Raw genomic sequence first — 22753 nt, 5'->3', positions numbered from 1 at the left:
GTTCGTAAAAGGAAGCCCGCCACTGCGGCGGGCAAGGTCTCAGGGAGGAAAGCGCCCTGACAAGGGAGCGTGCAGCCAGTCTCCCCGATTCGTGCGCGGCTGCGAAGATCGTATAACTACTGTCATCAGGGCCGGCATTATGCGAATGCTGCTGCGGGCCGCGGCCGGTCGGCAAGGGAATGACAAGGCGCGCTAACACTGCGCAATTACAGGGGAAGTTTCATGAGCACGTCTGGAGTTTTTGCCCGCGTCGTCGCGGCGATCGGGGCCGGCGCCCTGGCGTGGCGGCGGATGCAGGGCGCGCAGCCCGCGCCCGCCTGGGGTAGCGCGCCAGAGATCCCGCAGGCCAAACCCCAGGGCGCGATCCCGACGCTCAAGATGCCGACGGCGCTGGGCTGGGACAACGACCAGAAGCCGGTCGCCGCGCCCGGGCTCAAGGTCAACGCCTTTGCCGCCGGGCTCGATCATCCGCGCTGGATCAATGTGCTGCCCAATGGCGATGTGCTGATCGCGGAGGCGACGCAGATCGCAGGAAAGCCGCGCAGCGTCTTCCACTACGCGATGCAGGCGACGATGCGGCGCGCCGCGGCGCTCGGCGTCAGCGCCAATCGCATCACGCTGCTGCGCGACCGTGACGGCGACGGCGTCGCCGAAAGTCGCGGCGCCTTCATGGAAGGATTGAGCCAGCCGTTCGGCATGGCGCTGGTCGGCGACACCTTCTATGTCGGCAACACCGACGGCGTCGTGGCTTTTCCCTACACTGCGGGCGCCGATCGCATCACCGCGCCGGGACGCAAGCTCGTCAGCTTCAAGCCCGACGGGCACTGGACGCGCAGCCTGCTGCCGAGCGCCGACGGCAAGAAGCTTTATGCCGGCGTCGGTTCGCTCAGCAACATCGCCGAGAACGGTTTTGCGGTCGAGGAAGGCCGCGCCGCGATCTACGAGCTCGATCTCGCAGGTGGCACCAGCCGCATCTTCGCCGGCGGCCTGCGCAATCCGGTGGGCATCGCGTGGGAGCCGAGCACCAATGTGCTGTGGACCGTCGTCAATGAGCGCGACGGCCTCGGTGACGAGACGCCGCCGGACTATCTGACCTCGGTACGCGACGGCGGCTTCTACGGCTGGCCTTATTGCTACTGGGGCAAGACGGTCGACGATCGCGTGCCACAGGATCCGGCGATGGTCGCCAAGGCGATCCAGCCGGACTACGCGCTCGGCGGCCACACCGCCTCGCTCGGCCTGTGCTGGATGCCGCAGGGCACGCTGCCGGGTTTTCCCGACGGCATGGTGATCGGCCAGCACGGCTCGTGGAATCGCTCGACGCTGTCAGGCTACAAGGTGGTGTTCGTGCCGTTCGCGGACGGCCGTCCCGCGGGGCCGCCGCGCGACATCCTTTCGGGCTTCCTCGCGCCCGACGAGAAGGTGTCGTACGGCCGCCCGGTGGGCGTCGCGCTCGGCCCCGACGGCTCGCTGCTGGTGGCCGACGACGTCGGCAACGTGATCTGGCGCGTGACGGCGGCGTAAGCGCCTGCACTTGCGGCAAGACGATTTGAACGGCGCGGCTTCGATCGGAGCCGCGCCGTTTCATTTGGAACAGAGCGTTAGCCTTGACTTACCGTAAGTGTAGACTTACGTTAAATCCAACAACGGACGACACGATCATGATCAGCGCCGAACGCGCGCTCGACGCGCTGGGAGACCCGACCCGCCGCCTGGTGTTCAAGCGGCTGCGTGAGGGCAATCGATCGGTGCAGGAGATCGCCGACGGCCTCAAGGTGAGCCGTCCGGCAGTGTCGCAGCATCTTCGGGTGCTGAAGGACGCCGGCCTTGCCGTGGTGCGGATCGAAGGCACGCGGCGGCTCTATGCCATCGACACCCGCGGGTTGGAGAGCCTGCGCGGCTGGCTCGACGGATTCTGGGACAAGACACTGACCGCCTTCAAGCAAGCGGCCGAACGCGAAGCCGCCAAAGAGAGGAGATCCCGATGACGATGCAAGCGACCTCCGACAATTACGATCCCTACAGCGTCCGCAAGGTGATGAATGTCGAGGCGCCGCCGGCGGTGGCCTGGCGGGTCTTCACCGAGCAGATGGGCACGTGGTGGCCGCTCGCGCATTACAAAATCGGCAAGACCAATGCGGTCGATGCAATCATGGAGCCGCGCGTCGGCGGCCGCTGGTACGAACGCGGCGACGACGGCAGTACCTGCGACTGGGGCAGCGTGCTGCTCTGGGAGCCCCCGTCGCGCCTCGTGCTGTCGTGGGATATCACCGCGGACTGGCAATACGATCCGAACCTGAAGACCGAGATCGAGGTGCGCTTCATTGCCGACGGCAAGGACGCCACCCGCGTCGAGCTCGAGCACCGCAAGCTCGACCGTTACGGCGCCCGCGCCGCCGAGATGCGCCGCATCTTTGATACCGAAGGCGATTGGGGCCGGCTGCTCGCGATGTTCGCGGCACGCGCCGCGCAGGGGCCGAAAGCATGACCGCGCGCGGATCGGCAATAGCGCGGCGATGTCAGACAGTCCTGATCTCGCCGCCATCGATGCGCAGCACGGTGCCGGTCATCCAGCGCGCCGGCGGCGACACGGCATAGGCGACGAGGTCGGCGATCTCCTCCGGCGTGCCGAACCGCCTGATGCCGGCCTGCCTGAGGAAGCCGGCCTTGGCCGCGTCGACATCGAGCTGCCTTGCCGCTGCGATCTTCTCCAGCATCGCGAGGCGTCGGCCGGTCATCACGGCGCCCGGGGACACGCAGTTCACCTGCACGCCGTCGTCGATGCCGCGCTCGGCGAAGGCTTTTGCAAGTGCCTCGATCGCGGCGTTGATCGTGCCCACCGCGGCGGCGCCGGCGCGGGGTAGCACGGCGGCATTGCCTGACGTGAAGATGACAGCGCCTTGCGACGCTTTCAGCGCGTCCCAGGCGCGGATCGTCAGCCGCCTCGCGCCGTGAAACTTGAGCGCGAGGCCGGCGTCCCATTGCTGGTCGGTCAGCTCGAACAGATCGAGCCCGGGCACTGAGCCTGCGACATTGACCAGCGCGTCGATGCGGCCGAAGCGATCCAGCGTGGCCTTGACGATTTCATCAGCGGCATCAGGCGCGGCGAGATCGAGCTCGAGCGCCAGCGGCGTGCTGCCGCGTCTTTCGATCTCCTGAGCGGCCTCGCGCAGCCTCTCGCCGCTGCGCGCGACGAGGACGATGGCGGAAAAATCCCGCGCGAGCCGCAGCGCGGCGGCACGTCCGATGCCGGAGCTGGCGCCGGTCACGATGGCGACGGATGTAGTCATGTGTACTTCCTTGCAGTGGTCGGCGCGACTGAGTGGATGTGAGCCCGTCATTGCGAGGAGCGACAGCGACGAAGCAATCCATCCTTCCGTTGTGCGGAGCTATGGATTGCTTCGCTTCGCTCGCAAAGACGCGGATAGAGTTGTGGGTGCCGACATCCTTGAGTCAGCGGTTCAGGAACTCGCGGATAGCCTGCGCGATCTCGGCGGCGTGCGTTTCCAGCGCAAAGTGGCCGGTGTCGAAAAATTTGACGACCGCCTTCGGATTGTCGCGCTTGAACGCCTCGGCGCCCGGCGGCAGGAAGAACGGATCGTTCTTGCCCCACACCGCGAGGAACGGCGGCTGGTGGGTGCGGAAGTAAGTCTGGAAGGTGGGGTAGAGCGCGACGTTGCTCTTGTAGTCGCCGAACAGATCGAGCTGCACGTCGTGCGCGCCGGGCCGCGCCATGTAGTAGTTGTCGAGGTTCTGGCCGTCCGGCGACACCGTTTGCGGATCTGATGTGCCGTGGGTGTACTGCCAGCGCGTGGTCTCCGGCGTCAGGAACGCACGCAAGGCGTCGCGGTTCGCCGGCGAGGGATCCTGCCAATAGGCCTTGATCGGCGTCCAGCCGTCGCTGAGGCCTTCCTGATAGGCGTTGCCGTTCTGGGAGATGATCGCCGTGATCCGCTCCGGATGCTTGACCGCCAGGCGGAAGCCGGTCGGCGCGCCATAATCGAACACATAGACCGCGAAGCGATCGAAGCCGATCACCTCGGTAAAGCGATCGATGACGCCGGCGATGCTGTCGAAAGTGTAGTTGAACTTGTCGCGCGGCGGCATGTCCGACTGGCCGAAGCCGGGCAAATCCGGCGCCACGATGTGGAATTTGTCCGCGAGCTGCGGGATCAGATCGCGGAACATGTGGCCGGCGCTCGGGAAGCCGTGCAGCAGCAGCAGCTTTGGCGCGCCGGGCGAACCGGCTTCGCGATAGAAGATGTTAAAGCCGTCGACATCGGCAATGCGGTATTTGACCTGGGACATCTGTCACTCCTTGTGATCGTGCGTTGGTGAGTTCCGGGACTTAGGATTTGATTTGCTTCGCGAGCCCGCTGATCGCTTCGGGACGCAGATAGAGCAGCAGGGCGCAGCACACGGTGGCAAAGCCCAGCAGCGGCATGAACGGGGCGATGGCGGTGCCGGCCGCGAACACCAGCACGGCGAGCAAGGTGCGGCGCTGCGTCCATGTCCGCACGCGCTCGGAGATCAGGCTCTGGTCTGCCTGCGTCAGCACCGTGCGCTCGAAGGCGAGATAGGCGAGATCGATCAGCAGGAAGATGACTGCATAGACCACCACCGGCGCGGCGGCCATGTGCGATCGCGCGACCCATGCGGTGGCAAACGGCAGCAGTGAAACCGCGAACAGATGCACGAAGTTCAGCCAGATCAACCGCGGCGTCGGCTGCCGCACCAGATGCAGCAGATGGTGATGATTGACCCAGATCACCGCGATGAACAGATAGCTCGCGGCGTAGCTGATCGCGGTCGGCCACAGCGGCAGCAGGTCGGCGAACCGCGAGCCCTCCGGCGCCTTCAGCTCCAGCACCATCACCGTGATGATGACGGCGATCACCGCATCGGAAAACGCGCCGAGCCGGTCGGCCGAGAGACGTTTCTCCTGCATGGCAGCTCTCCTGTCCGGAATCGTGGGAAGAGGTCAGTGCTCTGTAACGTTCTCGACCGCTTCCCGGATGATGTCGGTGACGAGCTTCGGCGCGGTGACGATCGGGGTATGATCGACGGGATGTGAACGCACGGTCGCCTGCATCCGCGCCGCCATGCTGCGCTGAGTCTCGGGCGCGATCATCCGGTCGTCCTCGGCAACCAGGAACCAGCTCGGGACGTCCTTCCAGAGCGGGCGGCCGACCGGCACGGTGATGCAGGCCGGCGAGATCGGCCGCTGCACCGCGGCGAGTACCGCAAGGTCCTCGGACCGCGCGCCCTGCGCAAAGGCCGCTGCGAAAGCAGACTCCGGCAGCCAGATCAGGCCATTGGCGTCGGGCGCGAGCTTCGGCGCGAACGGATGCGGCGGCAGCCGGTAGAATACGTCGGCGACCGTCTCGCTTTCATCCGGCGCCAGCGCCGCGACATAGACCAGCGCCTTGACGCGCGGCGAGCGGGTCTCGGCAATCACGGCGCCGGCATAGGCATGGCCAACCAGCACCACCGGGCCCGCGACGCGGTCGAGAGTGCGGTTCAGCGCGGCGACGTCGTCGGCGAGCGAGGTGAGGGGCAGCGGCGCCGCCACCGCTGTAATGCCCTCGGCGTCGAGCGCCGTGATCACCCGCGCCCAGCTCGAGCCGTCGGCCCACGCGCCATGCGCAAGCACCACGCTGACATCCTTGTTCGACATTGTCCGCTCCCTCGTTTCAGGCCCGTTTTGCCGTAACCTCTAAAATTCTGTTTGACAGGTTATCGCACTTATGGTCCAGGACGCGTAACTTGTCAAATGATTTTTATCAGGTTACTATTTCCGTGACTGAGGAAGCCGTCAGAAAGCCGCCAGGAGGGCGTCACCGTGCAATCCCATCCGCCCGCGATGTTCATCGCAGACAGCCTGGGCATCGATTTCATCAATTCGATTGCGACCCCGGTCGATACGCCGGTCGACTGGATCGGCGATGGCGACGGCCTGCTGCGCTGGCTCGCGCAGGCGCAGCTGGTGCCGCCCGATGTGCTCGACGAGCTCAAGGCGCGCGCGACGCCGGGCGAGCTCGACGACGTCGCCGGTCAGGCCCGCGATTTGCGCGAGTGGTTCCGCGGCTTCGTGCGCAAGCATATGGGCCGGCCGCTGGCGTCGCGTGCGCTCAAGGAGATCGAGCCGCTGAACCGGCTGCTGGAAAGCGATCAGGCGTTCAGCCGGATCGTGGCGCATCGCCGCAAGGACGGCGATGGCGGCCATGACGGTTTCGCGCTGGAGCGGACGCGGCGCTGGCGTTCGGCCGAAACATTGCTGCTGCCGATCGGGGAAGCGATGGCCAGGGTCGTCTGCGAGGAAAGCTTCTCCGACATCAAGGCGTGCGAGGGCCCGGCCTGCACGCTGATGTTCGCCGACCACACGCGGGCGCGTGCGCGCCGATGGTGCAGCATGGCGATCTGCGGCAACCGCGCCAAGCAGGCCGCGCACCGCAGCCGGATGAAGGACAGGGGCTGAGACCACCAAAGCATGACCCGGAAAAGTGCGTAGCGGTTTTCCGAAAAGATCATGCTCAAAACAAAGACCAACAGGAGCCCAACAAAATGGCGGCACTTCCCCTGATCGTGTTCGACGTCAACGAAACCCTGCTCGACCTCGAGACCATGGAGCCGGTGTTCGCGCGCATCTTCAACGACAGGAGCGCGATGCGGCTGTGGTTCGCCAACTTCATCATGTACTCGGCCTCGCTCACCGTCGCGGGGTGTTACGTGCCGTTCACCGATATCGGCGCCGCGGTCATGAAGATGCTGGCCGACACCCGCGGCATCAGGATCGACGATGCCGACAAGCAGGAGCTGACCGAGAAATTCTCCACCATGCCGCCGCACGGCGAAGTGCCCGGCGCGCTGCGCAGGCTGCGCGCGGCGGGTTTCCGCCTGTTCACGCTGACCGACAATCTGCTCGAGGTGCAGACCCGGCAGCTGACCCATGGCGGCATCGTCGATCTGTTCGAGCGGCGCTTCTCCGCCGACGGCGTCAAGCATCACAAGCCGTCGCGGCAGGCCTATGGCTATGTCGAGAAGGAGCTCGGGGCAAAGCCCTCGGAGTTCTGCCTGATCGCCTGCCACACCTGGGACACGCTGGGCGCGGTCGCGGCCGGCTGGGAGGCCGCGCTGATCAAGCGTCCCGGCAACGATGTCCTCGGCGTCGGCCCGCAGCCGCAGGTCGTCGGCAATGATCTCGACGATGTCGCCGGTCAGCTGATCCGCCGCTACGGCGCCAAAGGGTAACGACGCCTGACGGATTCCCGCGCAGAGAAGAGGGCAAAACGCCCCTCCAGGCCCGATCGCTCGGAAGCGCATAAAACCGGAATGAAATCCATAGCGGTTCTCAACCATGCCCCTTGAGCTTTCCTCAACTTCCGCGGCCGATGCTGCATCCGCCGCAGGGATCGAAGGAGCTCACAGCATGCCGGCCAAGGGACGAGCGACCGCCACCAACGCCACCGCGCAAGGGCGCGAGGACATCCTCAACGCGCGCGCCATCAGCACGCTGGGCGCCGGCGTCGTCAGCGCGATGAGCGCGGTCGGCGCCGCCGTCATCAAGAAGAACAAGCCGGCACTCGGCAAGAACGCGGACTGGTTCTGGCACATGTTCGCGAAATGCGAGGCCAGGGCCGCGCGCATCGCCGAGCAGGCCGCGCGCGATCCGGAGGCCTGCGGCGATGCCACCTTCATCGAGGTCTATGCCGCGCAATTGCCGAAGCTGATGACAGCGGCGCTCGAGAGCCACGAGAAGGCGCTCAAGGCGAAGTGATGCGGCGTCCAGAGAGTCCCGCAACGGTGCTTGCCCCGTTCTCGTTCCTCTTGACCTCTCAAATGCGCCAAGGCGGCAAAGTAGCGGCGGCTGTCGCCGACCGGACGGTCTTGCAGGTTAGGCGAAGCCGTCACCCGCCATCGCGCTGACCAGCCCTACGGCCCGGATCGGGCAGGCCGCCTGATCCGGGCGCCAGCTTTTCTGCGACGGGGGCATGGCGATTTGGCGCTTCTTGGCGTAAAGCACCCCAAATCGTCATGCGGCTGTGCCGCCTGCCGGGTACGCAGCTCCAGGTCGTCCCGCTCGACGTTCTGCGCCCGGACCAATCAAGGTTTCCCATCTCGTGCCCTTTCCGACCACAAGTTCGCCGCTCGCCCGCGCCTTGGCTGAGCGCAACTACGATCAACCGACCCCGGTCCAGCTCGCCGTGCTCGCGGACGACGCTGTGGACCGCGATCTCCTGGTTTCAGCCCAGACCGGCTCGGGCAAGACCGTTGCCTACGGCTTGGCCATGGCAAAGGACCTGCTCGACGGTGCCGAGCGGTTCGAGCCGGCTGCCGCCCCGCTGGCCCTGATCGTCGCGCCGACCCGCGAGCTCGCCTTGCAGGTCCAGCGCGAGCTTGCTTGGCTTTATGAACACGCCGACGGCCGCGTCGTCTCCTGTGTCGGCGGCATGGACCCGCGCCGCGAGCAGCGCGAGCTTGCCGAGGGCGCCCACATCGTGGTCGGGACGCCCGGCCGGTTGTGCGACCATTTGCGGCGCGGCCGTCTCGACATTTCGGAACTCAAGGTCGTCGTGCTCGACGAGGCCGATGAAATGCTCAATCTCGGTTTCCGCGAGGATATGGAATTCATCCTCGAGACCACGCCGGACACCCGCCGCACCTTGCTGTTCTCGGCGACGTTTCCGCGCGGCATCGTCGCGCTTGCCAAGCAGTATCAGGAGCAGGCGTTCCGGATCGAGGTCGCGGGTGACGAAGGCGGCCATGCCGATATCGAGTACCGCGCCATCCGGGTGGCTGCCGACGATGTCGAGCACGCCGTCGTCAACGTGCTGCGTTTCCATGAGGCGCCGAGCGCGCTGGTGTTTTGCAACACCCGTGAGGCCGTCCGGCATTTGCAGGCGGCGCTGCTCGAGCGCGGGTTCTCCGTCGCCGCGCTGTCGGGCGAAATGACCCAGAACGAGCGGACCCAGGCGCTGCAGGCGTTGCGCGACGGGCGGTCGCGGGTTTGCGTCGCGACCGACGTCGCGGCGCGCGGCATCGACCTGCCGAGCCTCGATCTCGTCATTCACGCGGATCTGCCGAAAGACCCGGAGGTCATGCAGCATCGCTCGGGCCGTACCGGCCGCGCCGGCCGCAAGGGCGTCAGCATCCTGCTGGTGCCGCCGGCACGGCGGCGGCGCGCCGAATTGCTGCTCGATCTCGCCGGCATCGATGTGGTCTGGGGCTCCGCGCCGCAGGCGGAGGAGATCCGCAAGCTCGACCATGATCGCCTGCTGCAGGATGCGGTGTTCTCCGAGGAGGCGACATCAGACGATCTGGCGCTGGCGCAGGCCTTGCTCGCCGAACGCGCGCCCGAGGCGATTGCCGCAGCGCTCGCCCGGCTCTACCGCGCGCGGCTGCCTGCGCCCGAAGACATCCTCGATCCCGGCGAGGGACGCGGCCGGGACCGCGACGATCGCCGCGGCGAGCGCGCCTCGCGCCGCGATGATCGTGCCGCCGGGCCGCGATCGAAGACCGGCAAGTCCTCCGCGCGTCACGGCATGGAGGAGGCGACCGTCTGGTTCCGCGCCGCGATCGGACGCCGGAAGAACGCCGAAGCCCGCTGGCTGCTGCCGATGATCTGCCGCCGTGGCGGCATCGACAAGCGCGACATCGGCGCGATCAAGATCATGGATACGACCACCGAGTTCGAGATCGCCGCGCGGGTCGCGGATTCCTTCGCGGTCAAGATCAAGCGTCCGGACAAGGAAGACAGCATCCGCATCGAGCCGCTGGCGGGCGCGCCGCAGGGAGAGGTGCGCGAGAAGCCGGCGCGCAAGCCCTGGCGCGACGATGGCGACGGCGGATACAGCGCGCCGCGCGCCGGGGGGCCGCGCGACGAGGGGGCGGGAAAGCGGCGCGGCAAACCGGACCGCGAGGCCAGAGCGTTTTCGAGCGAAGGCGCGAGCGGTTCGCGTCAGGAATACGCGTCAAAGAAGGAATCCAGGGACTCGTTCCGATCAGATCGGGACGGAAAAGGCTTCAGGCCGAAATCCGGCGACGAGCCCCGGTTCGGAAAGAAAAAGAAGCATCCGGGCAAGTCCAGCCACGCCGGACCCACGCAGTGGCCGGACGTGTCGGCGAAGCCGAAGTTCGGCAAGAAGCCGAAGAAGAAGCGGCGGGGCTGAGTTGGCGTGCGGATGTGTGAGTCACAAGCCGTGCCACATCCTCACCGTCGTCCCGGCGAAGGCCGGGACCCATTACCCCGAATGCTCATTGTTGCCTAACGCTGGAGCCGCAGCTCGCTTCGACGACGAACGCCTGTGGTTATGGGTCCCGGCCTTCGCCGGGACGACGATGCGGAGAGGGCTTCGCGTCTAACTGATTGCTTGTGACGCCCGGTATTTTGCAGCCGCTTGGCCCCTCACGCCACCAGCGCGATCTTCGGCACGGTCGCGAGCACCGACTGGTTGCGGCCGTTGGCCTTGGCGGCGTAGAGCGCCTTGTCGGCGGCCTCGATCAGATCGGACCATTGCTGGCCCGCGGTCGGCCGCATGCTGGCGACGCCGATGCTGACTGTCGTGATCAGTTCGCCCGCGCACCATTGCTGGACCTTGCGGCGGATGGTCTCGGCCAGGTTGAAGGCCTCGAGCGCGGTCATGTTGGGCAGCAGCACGGCGAACTCCTCGCCGCCGAAACGAGCCGGGCAATCGCCGGCGCGGCGCACCGCGTCCGAAATGCAGATCGCGATCCCGACCAGCACCTGGTCGCCGGCCTGATGCCCATAGGTGTCGTTGTAGGCCTTGAAATGATCGGCATCGATCATCAAGAGCGCGACCGGCTGGCCGTAGCGGCCGGCACGGCGCCATTCGCGCTCGATCTCGCCGTCGAACTTGCGCCGGTTCTTCAGGCCGGTGAGGGCGTCGGTAGTCGCCATCTCCTCAAGCTTGTCCTCGGCGTCGGCGCGGCGAACGATCTCGCGGGCGAGCACCAGCGTTGCGCTGAGCACGAACAGGATCAGAAACGCCATGATCGCGCCGATGCGAATGGCCTCCGTGCGCCAGAGGTTGAAGACGGCTTCGAGCGGCTTGCCGACCACCACGTAAAGCGGCCCGGAGCTGCTGCGCCTGACATAGAGCCGCGGTATGTCGTCGACCGGGCCCTTGCCGGAGAAGGCGCCGCCCACCTTCAGGTTCTCGGCCTTCCAGTCGAGCTGCTCCGCGAGGCTCTTGCCGATCACGTCGAGATCGAACGGCGTCCGCATGATGATGGTGCGGTCGTTGCGCAGCACGGTGATGGTGTCGCCCGGCATGAGGTTCAGCCGCCCGAACAGATCGTGGAAATAGCTGAAGCGGATCGAGCCGACCACGACGCCGAGGAAGCGGCTCTCGTCGTCGACGATGCGCCGGCTCAGCACGATGGCGTAGGCGCCGCGATGCAGCATCGGCCGGCTGATGTAAAGGCCGGCATCGGGATTGTCGCGCTGGACCGTGAAATACTCCTCGTCGCTGCGGGTCTCCGGCCGTGGATCGAGGCTCGCCGCGTCGATGGTCAAATTGCCCTTGGTGTCGAACACCTGGATCGCGCCGAAATGTTTTGCGGTCGCGGCGTGATCGAACAGGATCAGCTGGCGCAGTTCCTTGCTGATATTGCGGATCTCCGGCATCTCGAGATTGCTGGCGACCGCGCGCAGCGACAGGTCGTAGAGCTCGATGTTGCGGCTGATGTCGGCCTCGATCCCCGACGCCAGATTCTCCAGGGTGCGGCGGGCCAGTTCCTCCTCGCCGCGGCGCATGTCGAACATCACGCCGGCGCAGACCGCGGAGAAGCCGAGGACGGTCGCAACCGACGCCGCGATCAGCAGCTTTGCCGATAGCCGCCAGCGCCGCCTTGCGTCGTTTCGCCGTCGAAATGACATGTCCCGCTCCAATGCGCCGTCATGCAACGGGAAATCTTGTTGTCGCCTTAAATGGCGACAGCAGCCGCCGAATGGGTTAACGGGTGGTTGCCGGACTTTTGTCATCGAGGACGTTGTGAACGACTACGACGCATTGCGGGATTATCTGAAGAAGCAGCATCTGCCCGAATTCGTGCTGACCTTCGAGGAGATCGAGGCGATCATCGATGCGGCGCTGCCGCGCGCCGCGCACCGGGCCTCGTGGTGGGAGACGTTGCGCAGCCCGCAGGAGAAGATGCCGCAGCGCGAGGCCTGCCTCGAGGCCGGCTACATCGCCACCCGCCAGGCCGACGGCAAGAGCGTCAGGTTCAAGCGCATGCCTAACCGTCGTCCCGGCGAACGCCGGGACCCATAACCACAGGGCGTTGTTGTTACGAAGGCAACCGGCCCCAGCGCGTCATGGATGGGCCGCGGCGTATGGGTCCCGGCTCCCGTGCGCAATTGCGCACGAGGCCGGGACGACAAGAGTTAGCTCGCGGCTTCCAGCCGTTCCTCGGTGAGCAGCCGGGTCGCCGCATCGGCGTCCATCGGCTCGCCGAAGGCAAAGCCCTGGGCGTATTCGCAGCCGAGCTGGTAGAGCTCGACGGCATCCGAATCCGTCTCGGCGCCTTCCGCCACCACCTCCATCCCGAGATCGTGGGCCAGCGCGATGATCGATTTCAGGATCACCGGGCGGGTGCCGCGGCTGGTGGTGCGGACGAAGGACTGGTCGATCTTGATGGTGTCGAACGGGAAGCGCTGCAGATAGGACAGCGAGGAGTGGCCGGTGCCGAAATCGTCGAGCGACAGCCCGGTGCCGAGCTCGCGGATCCGCGCCAGCATCTGGGCGGCGTGCTCCGGGTTCTCCATGACCAGCGATTCCGTCAGCTCAAGCTTCAGCGTGCCGCGCGCCACCGAGGAGCGCGACAGCACGGTGCGGATATCGTGGATCAGATCGTGGCGCAGCAGCTGCCGCGACGACACGTTGACCGAGGCGAAGATCGGCTCGCGGGCGCGCATCGCGCGCTGCCACACCGCGAGCTGGCGCGCGGTCTGGTCCATCACGAACATGCCGAGATCGACGATCAGGCCGGTCTCCTCGGCGACGTTGATGAACTCCGACGGTGACATCCGGCCGAGCTTGGGATGATCCCAGCGCGCCAGCGCCTCGAAGCCGGCGATCGCGCGATCCTCCAGCCGCACGATCGGCTGGTACAGGATCGTGATCTCCTGCCGCTCGATGGCGCGGCGCAGGTCGCTCTCAAGCGTCAGGCGGTCGGTCTTGCGCGCCCGCATCGCCGGCTTGTAGACGTCGATGCGGTCGCCGCCGATCCGCTTGGAATGATACATCGCAAGCTCGGCGTCCTTGATGATCTCGTCGGTCAGCGGTGCCGCCGGGTCGGACAGCGCAAGCCCGATCGAGGCGGTCAGGAAGATCTCGCGGTCGTTGAACGCGATCGGGGCGCGGATGGTCTTGCGGATGGTCTCGGCGAAATTGGTGATCCGCGCCGGGTCCTGCTCCGACAGCAGGATCAGGCCGAACTGGTCGCCGGCCATGCGGGCCAGCGTGTCCTGCGGCTTGAGGATGCGGGTCAGCCGCCGCGCCAGCGTCAGCAAAATGGAATCGCCGACCGCGATCCCGACGGAATCGTTGACCTGCTTGAAGCGGTCGAGGTCGATCACCATCAGGGTCGGCCGCAGGTTCGGCATGGTCTTGGCGAGATTCGCCACTGCGCCGAGGCGGTCCATGAACAGCCGGCGGTTCGGCAGGCCGGTCAGGTTGTCATGGACGGAGTCATGCAGCATCCGCTCTTCGGAGTTCTTGAACTCGGTGACGTCGGTGAGGGTGCCGACCACGCGCGAGACCTCGCCGTCGGAGCCGACCACCGGCCGCGCTTTCAGCGCGAACCACATGAAGTGGCCGTCGGGCGTGCGCAGCCGGAAATCCTGCACCAGGCGGCCGCGGCGCTGGTCGAGCACGCTGTCGAGCGCGGCGCGGAAGCGGTCCTGGTCGAGCGGGTGCAGCACCTCGAGCCATTTCGCCGCCGGGCCTTCCAGCGTGCCGCGCTTGAGGCCGAGCAGGGCCTCGGTCTCGGGGCTGGTGAACACCTTGTCGGCTGACACGTCCCAATCCCAGATCAGGTCGCCGGAGCCGGTCAGCGCCAGCGCGCGGCGCTCGACATCGGAGACGACGCCGGTGGTGGCGCCGCCGCCGGCAAAGGCGTGCTGCATCACCGTGAATCCGATCAGCATCACGATCAGCACCAGGCCGCCGAGCAGCGCCGGGCCGACGATGTCGTTGGTGACGGAGCCGGCGACCGTCATGCCGGCCGCGACCACCCAGACCACCAGCAGGAACCAGGTCGGGATCAACAGCACCGCGCGGTCGAAGCCGTGGGTCGAGAGATAGACGATCAGCGCGAAGCCGGCGAAGGCGATCATCACCAGCGACATGCGCGCGATGCCGGAAGCGACCGCGGGATCGAACAGCGCCAGCGCGACCAGCGAGCCGAGGAAGACCAGCCAGCCGATCGTGATGTGCGAGTAGCGGACGTGCCATCTGCTCAAATTCAGATAGGCGAACAGGAACACCAGCAGTGTCGCGGCGAGGATCGCCTCGCCCGCCGCGCGCCAGACGCGCTCGGCGTTGTTCGACATGTCGAGCACCTTGCCCCAGAAGCCGAAGTCGACGCCGATATAGACCAGCACCGCCCAGGCCAGCGCCGCGGCGGCCGGGAACATGATGCTGCCCTTGACCACAAACAAGATCGTGAGCACGAGCGCGAGCAGGCCCGAGATGCCGATCACGATGCCCTGGTACAGCGTGAACGAGTTGACCTTGTCCTTGTAGGCGTCGGGTTCCCACAGATAGAGCTGCGGCAGCTTGTCGGTGCGCAGTTCCGCGACATAGGTGACGACGGCGCCGGGATCGAGCGTGATGCGGAACACGTCGGCGGTCGGGCTCTCCTGCCGCTCGGGACGATCGCCGACCGACGGCGTGATGGTGGCGATGCGCGACAGGCCGAGGTCGGGCCACAGCAGGCCGGACGACACGATGCGGTAGTGCGGCGCAACGATCAGGCGGTCGAGCTGGTCATCGGTGTTGTTGGCGAGCGCGAACACCACCCAGTTCTGGCCGCCTTCGCGGGCGCGAACCTCGATGCGGCGCACGATGCCGTCGGTTCCGGGGGCGGTGGAGACCTGGATGCGGTCGGCTTCACTGCGCTGATGGTCGAGAACCGCCGTCAGATCGATCGCGGGCGCATCGCTGCGCACGCTGACCGCGTCGATCGCATACGCGGCAGGCGCGGCGGCAAACATCATGAGGCCCAGCGCGAGCAGCGCAAGGCACCTGATCAGACGCAATGTCAGTACTCCGCGATCGACAAACTGACCGGACCCGGCGACCGGCCCGGCGGTGGCGCGATAAATGACACGAAAGCGAAGGGAATCAAAGGGTTTCCGCCCCTGCTTCCGTCGCGAGGGTTAAACCGCCAACACAATTTTGCCAATATGTTCGCTGGTCTCCATGCGCCGGTGCGCGTCGGCGGCCTTTTCCAGCGGGAATGTGCTGTCCATCAGCGGTTTGACGTGGCCTTCGCGCAGCAAGGGCAGCACCTTCGCCTCGATCGCCGCGACCATCGCCGCCTTGTCCGCATTACTACGGGGGCGCAGGGTCGAGCCGGTGTGGTGCAGCCGCTTGACCATCAGCTTGGCGAAATTGGCCGTGGCCTTCGGTGTTCCCGACAGGAACGCGATCTGGACGATGCGGCCCTCGACCGCGGCGGCGTCATAGTTCCGGTCGATATAATCGCCGCCCACCATGTCGAGGATGACATTGGCGCCGTTGCCGCCGGTGGCCTTCTTCACCGCCTCGACGAAATCCTCGGTCTTGTAATTGACCGCGTGATCGGCGCCGAGCTTGAGGCAGGCATCGGCCTTGTCCTGCGAGCCGACGGTGACGATCACCTTGGCGCCGAACGCCTTGGCAAGCTGGATCGCCATCGTGCCGATGCCCGACGAGCCGCCGTGGATCAGCAGCGTCTCCCCGGCCTGCAGCGCGCCGCGCTCGAACACATTGTGCCACACCGTCATCAGCGTTTCCGGAATCGCGCCGGCTTCCTGCATCGACAGCGAGGGCGGCACGGTCATCGCCTGCGCGTCCTGCGCGATGCAATATTGCGCGTAGCCGCCGCCGGCGACCAGCGACATCACCTTGTCGCCGATCTTGTGCTTTGCGCCTTCGCCGAGCGCGACCACTTCGCCCGCGATTTCGAGGCCGGGCAGGTCGCTGGCGCCGGGCGGCGGCGGATAGGAGCCGGAGCGCTGCGCGACGTCGGGACGATTGACGCCGGCGGCCGCGACCTTGACCAAAATCTCGCCGGCCTTTGGCACCGGCACCGCGCGGGTCTCCGGCACCAGCACCTCAGGGCCACCAGGCTTGCTGATGGCAACGACGGTCATTTGCGCGGGCAGATTTGGCATGGCTGGTCCCTGGTCAGTGGAGAGGATCGGCGGATGGCATACCGCCTTTTCCACCGAAGCGAAACGCCATTAAACCCCGAACCGCGTCGTGAGCTGGTCGGCTCTCTCAGGCGTGATTTTCTCGACCAGCGGCCCGAGCCTAGCGACCGGCGTGCCCGCGCCGCGATCCAGCAGCGGGAGGAGTGGGCCAGTGGGCCAGCGCGGGATCACATCGTCGCAACTGAGCGCGCCAAGTACGCGCGCCGCGAGATCAGGCACGATGCTCCACGCCAGCGTGGCGCTGAGCGCGACAAGATTGAGCCCGGTGCGGGTGATGACTGCCGCGCGTGCCGGATCGGACTTGATCGCCGTCCAGGGTGCTGCGTGCTGCAGATAAGCGTTCGCGGTGTCCCAGATCGCGCGGGTCGTGGCCGCCGCTGCGCGAAATTCCAGCGCCGTGTGATGGCGGTGCAGCGCTGCGATGCGCTGCTCCAGTTCAAGCGCGAGTTGGCGCTCGGCATCGCCGGGAGCGCCACCATCCGGGATGCGGCCGTCGAAGGCGCGATGCGCGAAGCTGATGATGCGGTTGGCGAGATTGCCGAAGATATCGGCGAGATCCTTGTTCACGTCGGCGACGAATCTGGCGACGCCAAAATCGGTGTCGGCGCTCTCCGGCGCGTTGGCGATCAGCCACCAGCGCCAGAGATCGGCGGGCAATTCCGCCAGCGCCGCATCGGTGAAGATGCCGCGCTTCCTGCTGGTCGAGAACTTGCCGCCCTCGTAATTCAGCCAGTGGAATCCCTTGATCACATCGGCGGTCTTCCACGGTTCGCCGGAGCCGATCAGCGTCGCCGGAAAGCTCACGGTGTGGAACGGGATGTTGTCCTTGCCGAGAAACTGGATGTAGCTGACGTCATCGGCCTGCCACCACCATTGCCGCCAGTCGCGGCCTGGCGCGGCGTCGGCCCATTCCTGCGTCGCCGCGATGTAGCCGATCGGCGCGTCGAACCAGACATAGAACACCTTGCCGTCGAAGCCGTCGCGCGGCACCGCGATGCCCCAGGCGAGATCGCGCGTGATGCAGCGGTCGCGCAGCTCGGCATTGAGCCAGCCCTTCGCGGTCGACACCACGAAGGGCGGCCATCCGGTGCGGCTGTCGATCCATGCGCCGATGCTGTCGACCAGCTGCGACTGGCGCAGATACAGATGACGGCTGTCGCGGATCTCGAGCGCGCGGTTGCCGGATAGCGCCGAGCGGGGATCGATGAGGTCCGACGGGTCGAGCAGCGTGCCGCAATGGTCGCATTGATCGCCGCGCGCGCCGGCGTCGCCGCAATGCGGACAGGTGCCGAGCACGTAGCGGTCTGGCAGGAAGCGCCGGTCGGCCGGCGAGAACACCTGTCGGGAGGTGCGTGCTTCGATCAGCCCGGCGTCATCGAGCCGGCGATAGAAGTGCTGAGTCAGCGCATGGTTGTGCGGCGAGCTGGTGCGGCCGAAATGATCGAACGACAGACCGAAGCGCCGATAGATGTCGGCCTGGACGGCGTGCTGTGCGTCGCAGAACGCCCGGACATCCTGTCCGGCCTCGATGGCGCCGAGCTCGGCCGGTGTGCCGTGCTCGTCGGTCGCGCAGATGAAGAGCACGTCGCAGCCGGTCTGCCGGCGGAAGCGGGCGTGGACGTCGGCGGGCAGCAGCGAGCCGACGAGATTGCCGAGATGCTTGACGCCGTTGACGTAGGGCAGCGCGCTGGTGATGAGAATCTTGGTCATGGATTAAGGTCTTTCGCGTTCGGTGATGCCGACCCCGCAAGAATCAAAGCGGAAAATCAAAAAGCCCTCCCGCGTGACCGGAAGGGCTTGGGGTCGGCTCATGCCTCGCGCGCAGGCGCGCAACTATCCCGTCCGGTCAGACTCCTTGCGGTCGGGCCGGGGCATTCGCGTCAGATGTTGCGCGCACACGAAAGTCACTGCAAAATTCTCCTCTGGACGGATATCTATCATCGCTGGACGCAGGACGCCAGATCAGCATCGCGGGGAAGACACATGCCGATTGAGGATGAGGACCGGCCGCGGAAGAAAAATCAGCCATGAGATCGGCCAGGATCTCTCGCTGCTGTCGGTCGAGGAGTTGACGGAGCGCATCGCGCTGCTCAACGCCGAAGTCGATCGCCTGAAAGAGGCGATGACGAAGAAGCGCGCGTCGAAGGACGCCGCCAACGCGTTCTTCAAGTCGTAGCGCTGCGCCATCATTTCTGTCGTAGCCCGGATGAAGCGAAGCGCAATCCGGGAGCCGCGCTATCCGCGGATGGACCGTTCCCGGATTTCGCTGCGCTCCATCCGGGCTACGCGGCTCCACCTCCCCTTGAAAAGGGGAGGTCGCTTTGCTCGCCAGAGCAAAGCGTGTGGGGATCAGCTCTCTTCACATACGCCGTCGCCTGCGGTTGACCCCCATCCCGACATTCCCCTCTCAAGGGGAATGAGAAGAGGCCTGTCCCAAACTAGGTCAATGGCCGACATGGCAAACAAAGTGTCAAGAAATCCGTTCATTTACGATCGGTTAAGCTTTCTCGATTATGACTGCATTGTCCTCGTTTGGACACCGAGTGGCTCCTGTCCACTCTGTTTGACGCCTCCCTGTTATCAACTTCAAAGCCGCCGGAAACGGCGGCTCTTTTTTGTGCGTCCTAGCGGCTGGAAACCATAAATCCGGTTGCGGCTGGACTCTTCGGCGCGCCCGCGCAATGATTTGTTCATCATAAGCTGGCGCGTCAGATGCCAGCGGGCGTTACGGTGGTGTGAGGGCGTTAACCATGGCCGATCGTTCCCAGAGCGAAGCCGGGCTTGTGCTGTTCAGTGAGCGGCTGACCAATTCTGTGGCATTCGGCGTGCTGTTCCGGGAAGGCATGGACCTGGTCGAGCAGACCGCCGCCTATCTCGACGGCGACGGACGTGCCGAGGCCAAGGCGCTCGAACGGTCCGTGAGCCTGACCTATGCCACCGAAAGCATGCGCCTGACCACGCGGCTGATGCAGCTCGCCTCCTGGCTGCTGCTGCATCGCGCGGTCAAGGAAGGCGAGATGACGCTGACCCAGGCCAATCGCGAAAAGACCAAGGTGAAGCTGTCGGCCGCCGATCCCGGCCCGGCCGACATGGTGACCAAGCTGCCCGAGCAATTGCAGCAGCTGATCGCCCGTTCGATGGATCTGCAGGCGCGCGTCCGCCGCCTCGACACCACGATCCACGCGCCGGCGCCGGACCGCTCGACGATCGGCAACCCGCTGGTGCCGCAGCTCAACCGCCTCAAGGCGGCGTTCGAGCAGTAATCCGGACAGCAAATCAGTGTGACGCGTCCGCGCGGCGTGGCCTGGTCCGCCGCGGCGACGTGTGCTGATCCATCACGCGCCGCAGCCTGATCGCCGCCGCCTCCAACTCCTCCGGTTCGAAACCGCCGAAGCCGAGCATCAGGCCGGGGCGTGGCGCGGCCTTGTACATCGGCGAGATCGGCCGCACGACGATGCCGGCGGCAAGCGCTGATTTTGCCAGTTGCACATCGTCGAGGTCGTGGGGCAGCCACAACAGCAGATGCATGCCCTGGTCGCTCGGCTGCAGCGTGACGTCACCAGGCATGTGGTGCGTCAGCGCCGCGATCAGCGTCGCACGCCGTGCGGCGTAGACGCCGCGAATGCGCCTGATATGCGCTTCGAACAGCCCCTCGCGCATGTAGGCTGCCAGCACATGCTGGTCGGCGGTCGGCGAATGCCGGTCGAGCAGCGCCCGCGCGCCGGCGAAAGCGTCGATCAGCGGCGAAGGCGCCACGACATAGCCGAGCCGCAGCGAGGGAAACAGCACCTTGCTCAGCGTGCCCAAATAGATCACCCGCGATGGGGCGAGGCCTTGCATCGACGGGAAGGGATGCCCGGCGTAGCGCAGCTCGCTGTCGTAATCGTCCTCGACGATCCACGCATTGCTTCGTTGCGCCCACGCCACCAGCGCATTGCGGCGGGCCATGCTCATCGGCATGCCCAGCGGATATTGATGCGACGGCGTCACGAACGCCGCGCGTGCGTGCGGGCACGCGGCGGTGGCGGCATCGACGTCGATGCCCTGCGCATCGACGCCAACGCGCGTGGTGACGAGATCGAGATCGTCGAGCACGGCGGTCATGCCGGGATAGGCGGGATCCTCGGCCCAGACAGGATCGCCTGACGACAGCAGCACGCGGCCGGCGAGATAGAGGCCTTGCTGGGTGCCGGCCGTGATCACGACCTGCTCGGGCTCGCAATGCACCGCGCGGGATTTGCGCACATAGTCGGCGATCGCCTGCCGCAGCTCGATCAGGCCGCGCGGCTCGCCATAGCTCGCCGGCGCCGCAGCGCGCGATGCGCGCACGCGGTTGCCGAGGCGGCGCCAATGGTCGTCGGGCGCGACCGCGCCGCCGGGGACCGCGATCGCAAACGGGACCTCCGGCATCGGCCTGAAGGCCGCCGCCACTTTGGCAAGCCGCGCCGCGCGCGGCGGCAACCGGATCGGCACTGATTTGTTAGGCTTGCGATTGACCACGACGGGCCGTGCCTGCTCGGCAAGCGTCGGCGCGACGCGGGTGCCGGCACCGACCTGCGATTCCAGATAGCCCTCGGCCAGCAACTGCTCGAAGGCCTCCGTCACCGTGCCGCGCGCGACGCCGAGCGAGGCCGACAGCGCGCGCGTCGACGGCAGAAAATCCCCGGCCTTCAGCTCGCCGCTCGCAATCGCGGCGCGCAGGGCCTGCGCGATCTGCCGCCCGACCTGTCCGGCGGCGCGGTCGACGGCCCGGAGCGAAGGGATGCTGATCGTGGCGCGCAGGCGGGGCATAGTGGACCAATTAGTTTGATCGAAAGTGGCCCTTATCATAGGCCACTTTGGCGCTATGGTGCGAGCAGCAATTGATGAGGTCTGTCAAGAGGTCCGCGATGTACCTGCCGCCGCATTTCAGGATGGATGAGCTCGGTCCGGTCCACGCCGCGATGCGGGCCTCGAAGCTCGCGACGTTGGTCACCGCAACCGCAGATGGCCTGATCGGCACGCCGCTGCCGCTGATCCTCAATGAGAACGAGGGCGACTACGGCACGCTGTACGGTCACGTCGCGCGGCCCAATCCGCAGTGGAAGCTGCCCGCGGTCGGCGAGGCGATGGCGATCTTCATGGGGCCCGACGCCTATGTGACGCCGTCCTGGTATGCGACCAAGGCCGAGCACGGCAAAGTGGTGCCGACCTGGAATTACGTCGCCGTCCACGCCTATGGCGCGGCCGAGTTCTTCGAGAATGCCGATCGTCTGCTGGACGTCGTGACCCGGTTGACCGAGCTGCACGAAACTTCGCGCCCGGAAGCCTGGCAGGTCAGTGACGCGCCTGGTGATTTCATCAAGGCGCAGCTGCGCGGGATCGTCGGCTTCCGGATGCCAATCACGCGGATCGATGCCAAGAAGAAGATGAGCCAGAACCGCAAGCTCGAGGATCGCGCCGGCGTGATCGCGGGGCTTGAGGCCAGCGACAATCCGACTGATCGCGAGGTCGCGGCAATGATTCCGGCGAGCTGAGACGCCTTGAACAAATTCCCGACCGTCATTGCGAGGAGCGATAGCGACGAAGCAATCCATCTATCGGCATATGCGGGCAGATGGATTGCTTCGCTTCGCTCGCAATGACGGCCGAGGAAGTTGCGCCCGCTCGACCCCTGCAGAGATTGACGCCCACACATGGAATTGTACCTCGCCTTCGCGATCACGACCGCGACCTTCGCGCTGATCCCGGGTCCCGCCATGCTGTATGCCGCGGCCCGCACGCTGGCAGGCGGCCGGCGCGCGGGGCTGATGGCCTCGCTCGGGCTGCATCTCGGCGGCTATGTCCATGTCGTCGCCGCGGCGGCCGGCCTCGCGCTGCTGTTTCATGCGGTGCCGCCGTTGTTCATGGCGATGAAGCTTGCCGGTGCGGCCTATCTGGTCTGGCTCGGGCTGTCGCTGTTCCGCGACCGCGACAATGCAAAGCGCCCCACACTTGCGCCGCTCTCCGCGGAGCGCGCCTTCGCGCAAAGCATCGTCGTCGAGGTGCTCAATCCGAAGACGGCGATCTTTTTCCTGGCGTTCCTGCCGCAATTCGTCGATGCGTCGGCCAGCCTGCCGGTCTGGGCCCAGCTGTTTCTGCTCGGCACAGCGGTCAATCTGACCTTCTCGGCGGTCGATATCGTCTGCGTGTTCTTCGCCAGCGCCGTGATGTCGAAGCTGCAGCGCTCGAAGAGGTCGCGGCGCATCATGCAGCGGATCGGCGGCAGCATCCTGGTCGCGCTCGGTGCGCGGCTGGCCTTCCAGGATCGCTAGAAGCAGTCATGTCCATCAG

Annotated in this window: 20 protein-coding genes and 1 pseudogene; 12 read left to right on the top strand and 9 right to left on the bottom strand. The window is 66.2% G+C overall.

Features of this window, described 5'->3' with window-relative positions; all coding sequences use genetic code 11:
* Positions 1-222 precede the first annotated feature (222 nt).
* From ACVMB1_RS29395 to ACVMB1_RS29385, 3 genes are all read left to right on the top strand, one after another.
* On the top strand, positions 223-1524 hold the full coding sequence (locus ACVMB1_RS29395) for a PQQ-dependent sugar dehydrogenase (RefSeq protein WP_076827321.1): 1302 nt from the start codon (positions 223-225) through the stop codon (positions 1522-1524).
* Between the two features lie 137 nt (positions 1525-1661).
* Positions 1662-1988, top strand: coding sequence for an ArsR/SmtB family transcription factor (locus ACVMB1_RS29390; protein WP_141340053.1), 327 nt, complete (start codon positions 1662-1664; stop codon positions 1986-1988).
* Positions 1985-2488 carry an SRPBCC family protein gene (locus ACVMB1_RS29385; protein ID WP_225646597.1) on the top strand — a complete coding sequence of 168 codons (504 nt, stop codon included), beginning with the start codon at positions 1985-1987 and terminating at the stop codon, positions 2486-2488. The genes ACVMB1_RS29390 and ACVMB1_RS29385 overlap by 4 nt, the downstream gene beginning before the upstream one ends.
* 31 nt (positions 2489-2519) lie before the next feature.
* Here ACVMB1_RS29385 and ACVMB1_RS29380 read toward each other — a convergent pair whose 3' ends face one another.
* From ACVMB1_RS29380 to ACVMB1_RS29365, 4 genes are all read right to left on the bottom strand, one after another.
* Entirely contained in the window at positions 2520-3290 is a 771-nt protein-coding gene (locus ACVMB1_RS29380) for an SDR family oxidoreductase (protein ID WP_076827323.1), read from the bottom strand.
* Positions 3291-3453: 163 nt separating this feature from the next.
* Positions 3454-4308, bottom strand: a complete 855-nt coding sequence (locus ACVMB1_RS29375; RefSeq protein ID WP_057017696.1) for an alpha/beta fold hydrolase — start codon at positions 4306-4308, stop codon at positions 3454-3456.
* A gap of 40 nt (positions 4309-4348) precedes the next feature.
* Positions 4349-4948 (bottom strand): TMEM175 family protein, encoded by a 600-nt coding sequence (locus ACVMB1_RS29370; protein ID WP_076827331.1) that lies wholly within the window; start codon positions 4946-4948, stop codon positions 4349-4351.
* A 33-nt stretch (positions 4949-4981) separates the two neighbouring features.
* Positions 4982-5677 (bottom strand): alpha/beta fold hydrolase, encoded by a 696-nt coding sequence (locus ACVMB1_RS29365; protein WP_076827333.1) that lies wholly within the window; start codon positions 5675-5677, stop codon positions 4982-4984.
* 186 nt (positions 5678-5863) lie between these two features.
* On the opposite strand from ACVMB1_RS29365, the gene ACVMB1_RS29360 reads away from it, so the two are divergent.
* From ACVMB1_RS29360 to ACVMB1_RS29345, 4 genes are all read left to right on the top strand, one after another.
* On the top strand, positions 5864-6478 hold the full coding sequence (locus ACVMB1_RS29360; protein ID WP_057017699.1) for a CGNR zinc finger domain-containing protein: 615 nt from the start codon (positions 5864-5866) through the stop codon (positions 6476-6478).
* A gap of 86 nt (positions 6479-6564) precedes the next feature.
* Positions 6565-7251 carry a haloacid dehalogenase type II gene (locus tag ACVMB1_RS29355; protein WP_076827335.1) on the top strand — a complete coding sequence of 229 codons (687 nt, stop codon included), beginning with the start codon at positions 6565-6567 and terminating at the stop codon, positions 7249-7251.
* A 178-nt stretch (positions 7252-7429) separates the two neighbouring features.
* Positions 7430-7777, top strand: coding sequence for a hypothetical protein (locus ACVMB1_RS29350; protein WP_076827336.1), 348 nt, complete (start codon positions 7430-7432; stop codon positions 7775-7777).
* Positions 7778-8120: 343 nt separating this feature from the next.
* Positions 8121-10169, top strand: a complete 2049-nt coding sequence (locus ACVMB1_RS29345) for a DEAD/DEAH box helicase (RefSeq protein WP_076827338.1) — start codon at positions 8121-8123, stop codon at positions 10167-10169.
* Positions 10170-10405: 236 nt separating this feature from the next.
* On the opposite strand, the gene ACVMB1_RS29340 is transcribed toward ACVMB1_RS29345, so the two are convergent.
* Positions 10406-11899, bottom strand: a complete 1494-nt coding sequence (locus ACVMB1_RS29340; RefSeq protein ID WP_076827340.1) for a sensor domain-containing diguanylate cyclase — start codon at positions 11897-11899, stop codon at positions 10406-10408.
* Between the two features lie 115 nt (positions 11900-12014).
* Here ACVMB1_RS29340 and ACVMB1_RS29335 point away from each other — a divergent pair, with 115 nt between their 5' ends.
* Positions 12015-12293, top strand: coding sequence for a DUF7662 domain-containing protein (locus ACVMB1_RS29335; RefSeq protein WP_057017704.1), 279 nt, complete (start codon positions 12015-12017; stop codon positions 12291-12293).
* 113 nt (positions 12294-12406) lie between these two features.
* On the opposite strand, the gene ACVMB1_RS29330 is transcribed toward ACVMB1_RS29335, so the two are convergent.
* The 3 genes from ACVMB1_RS29330 to metG form a co-directional block, all read right to left on the bottom strand.
* Positions 12407-15283 carry an EAL domain-containing protein gene (locus ACVMB1_RS29330; protein ID WP_076827342.1) on the bottom strand — a complete coding sequence of 959 codons (2877 nt, stop codon included), beginning with the start codon at positions 15281-15283 and terminating at the stop codon, positions 12407-12409.
* 120 nt (positions 15284-15403) lie between these two features.
* Positions 15404-16402, bottom strand: a complete 999-nt coding sequence (locus tag ACVMB1_RS29325; protein ID WP_076827343.1) for an NAD(P)H-quinone oxidoreductase — start codon at positions 16400-16402, stop codon at positions 15404-15406.
* 69 nt (positions 16403-16471) lie between these two features.
* Positions 16472-18151, bottom strand: coding sequence for a methionine--tRNA ligase (metG, locus tag ACVMB1_RS29320; RefSeq protein WP_141340054.1), 1680 nt, complete (start codon positions 18149-18151; stop codon positions 16472-16474).
* Between the two features lie 273 nt (positions 18152-18424).
* On the opposite strand from metG, the pseudogene ACVMB1_RS29315 reads away from it, so the two are divergent.
* Positions 18425-18617, top strand: a pseudogene (locus ACVMB1_RS29315) (DUF1192 domain-containing protein).
* A gap of 574 nt (positions 18618-19191) precedes the next feature.
* Entirely contained in the window at positions 19192-19704 is a 513-nt protein-coding gene (rcdA, locus tag ACVMB1_RS29310; protein ID WP_076827347.1) for a protease adaptor protein RcdA, read from the top strand.
* Between the two features lie 13 nt (positions 19705-19717).
* On the opposite strand, the gene pdxR is transcribed toward rcdA, so the two are convergent.
* Positions 19718-21232: a MocR-like pyridoxine biosynthesis transcription factor PdxR gene (gene pdxR, locus ACVMB1_RS29305; RefSeq protein WP_076827349.1), complete on the bottom strand. Its 1515-nt coding sequence runs from the start codon at positions 21230-21232 to the stop codon at positions 19718-19720.
* 98 nt (positions 21233-21330) lie between these two features.
* On the opposite strand from pdxR, the gene ACVMB1_RS29300 reads away from it, so the two are divergent.
* Entirely contained in the window at positions 21331-21957 is a 627-nt protein-coding gene (locus ACVMB1_RS29300; protein ID WP_076827351.1) for an FMN-binding negative transcriptional regulator, read from the top strand.
* 159 nt (positions 21958-22116) lie between these two features.
* Positions 22117-22734 (top strand): LysE family translocator, encoded by a 618-nt coding sequence (locus tag ACVMB1_RS29295; protein WP_076827353.1) that lies wholly within the window; start codon positions 22117-22119, stop codon positions 22732-22734.
* The last annotated feature ends 19 nt before the right edge of the window (positions 22735-22753 follow it).

It is taken from the genome of Bradyrhizobium sp. USDA 4504, assembly GCF_054063995.1.
The sequence above is the reverse complement of the archived record's forward strand: the minus strand, read 5'-3'. Positions and strand labels throughout refer to the sequence as shown.

Bases quoted from the DNA above. Each gene is read 5' to 3' on its own strand.
- ACVMB1_RS29395 (WP_076827321.1), top strand. From the start codon at position 223: ATGAGCACGTCTGGAGTTTTTGCCCGCGTCGTCGCGGCGATCGGGGCC.
- ACVMB1_RS29390 (WP_141340053.1), top strand. From the start codon at position 1,662: ATGATCAGCGCCGAACGCGCGCTCGACGCGCTGGGAGACCCGACCCGC.
- ACVMB1_RS29385 (WP_225646597.1), top strand. From the start codon at position 1,985: ATGACGATGCAAGCGACCTCCGACAATTACGATCCCTACAGCGTCCGC.
- ACVMB1_RS29380 (WP_076827323.1), bottom strand. From the start codon at position 3,290: ATGACTACATCCGTCGCCATCGTGACCGGCGCCAGCTCCGGCATCGGA.
- ACVMB1_RS29375 (WP_057017696.1), bottom strand. From the start codon at position 4,308: ATGTCCCAGGTCAAATACCGCATTGCCGATGTCGACGGCTTTAACATC.
- ACVMB1_RS29370 (WP_076827331.1), bottom strand. From the start codon at position 4,948: ATGCAGGAGAAACGTCTCTCGGCCGACCGGCTCGGCGCGTTTTCCGAT.
- ACVMB1_RS29365 (WP_076827333.1), bottom strand. From the start codon at position 5,677: ATGTCGAACAAGGATGTCAGCGTGGTGCTTGCGCATGGCGCGTGGGCC.
- ACVMB1_RS29360 (WP_057017699.1), top strand. From the start codon at position 5,864: ATGTTCATCGCAGACAGCCTGGGCATCGATTTCATCAATTCGATTGCG.
- ACVMB1_RS29355 (WP_076827335.1), top strand. From the start codon at position 6,565: ATGGCGGCACTTCCCCTGATCGTGTTCGACGTCAACGAAACCCTGCTC.
- ACVMB1_RS29350 (WP_076827336.1), top strand. From the start codon at position 7,430: ATGCCGGCCAAGGGACGAGCGACCGCCACCAACGCCACCGCGCAAGGG.
- ACVMB1_RS29340 (WP_076827340.1), bottom strand. From the start codon at position 11,899: ATGTCATTTCGACGGCGAAACGACGCAAGGCGGCGCTGGCGGCTATCG.
- ACVMB1_RS29325 (WP_076827343.1), bottom strand. From the start codon at position 16,402: ATGCCAAATCTGCCCGCGCAAATGACCGTCGTTGCCATCAGCAAGCCT.
- metG (WP_141340054.1), bottom strand. From the start codon at position 18,151: ATGACCAAGATTCTCATCACCAGCGCGCTGCCCTACGTCAACGGCGTC.
- rcdA (WP_076827347.1), top strand. From the start codon at position 19,192: ATGGCCGATCGTTCCCAGAGCGAAGCCGGGCTTGTGCTGTTCAGTGAG.
- pdxR (WP_076827349.1), bottom strand. From the start codon at position 21,232: ATGCCCCGCCTGCGCGCCACGATCAGCATCCCTTCGCTCCGGGCCGTC.
- ACVMB1_RS29300 (WP_076827351.1), top strand. From the start codon at position 21,331: ATGTACCTGCCGCCGCATTTCAGGATGGATGAGCTCGGTCCGGTCCAC.
- ACVMB1_RS29295 (WP_076827353.1), top strand. From the start codon at position 22,117: ATGGAATTGTACCTCGCCTTCGCGATCACGACCGCGACCTTCGCGCTG.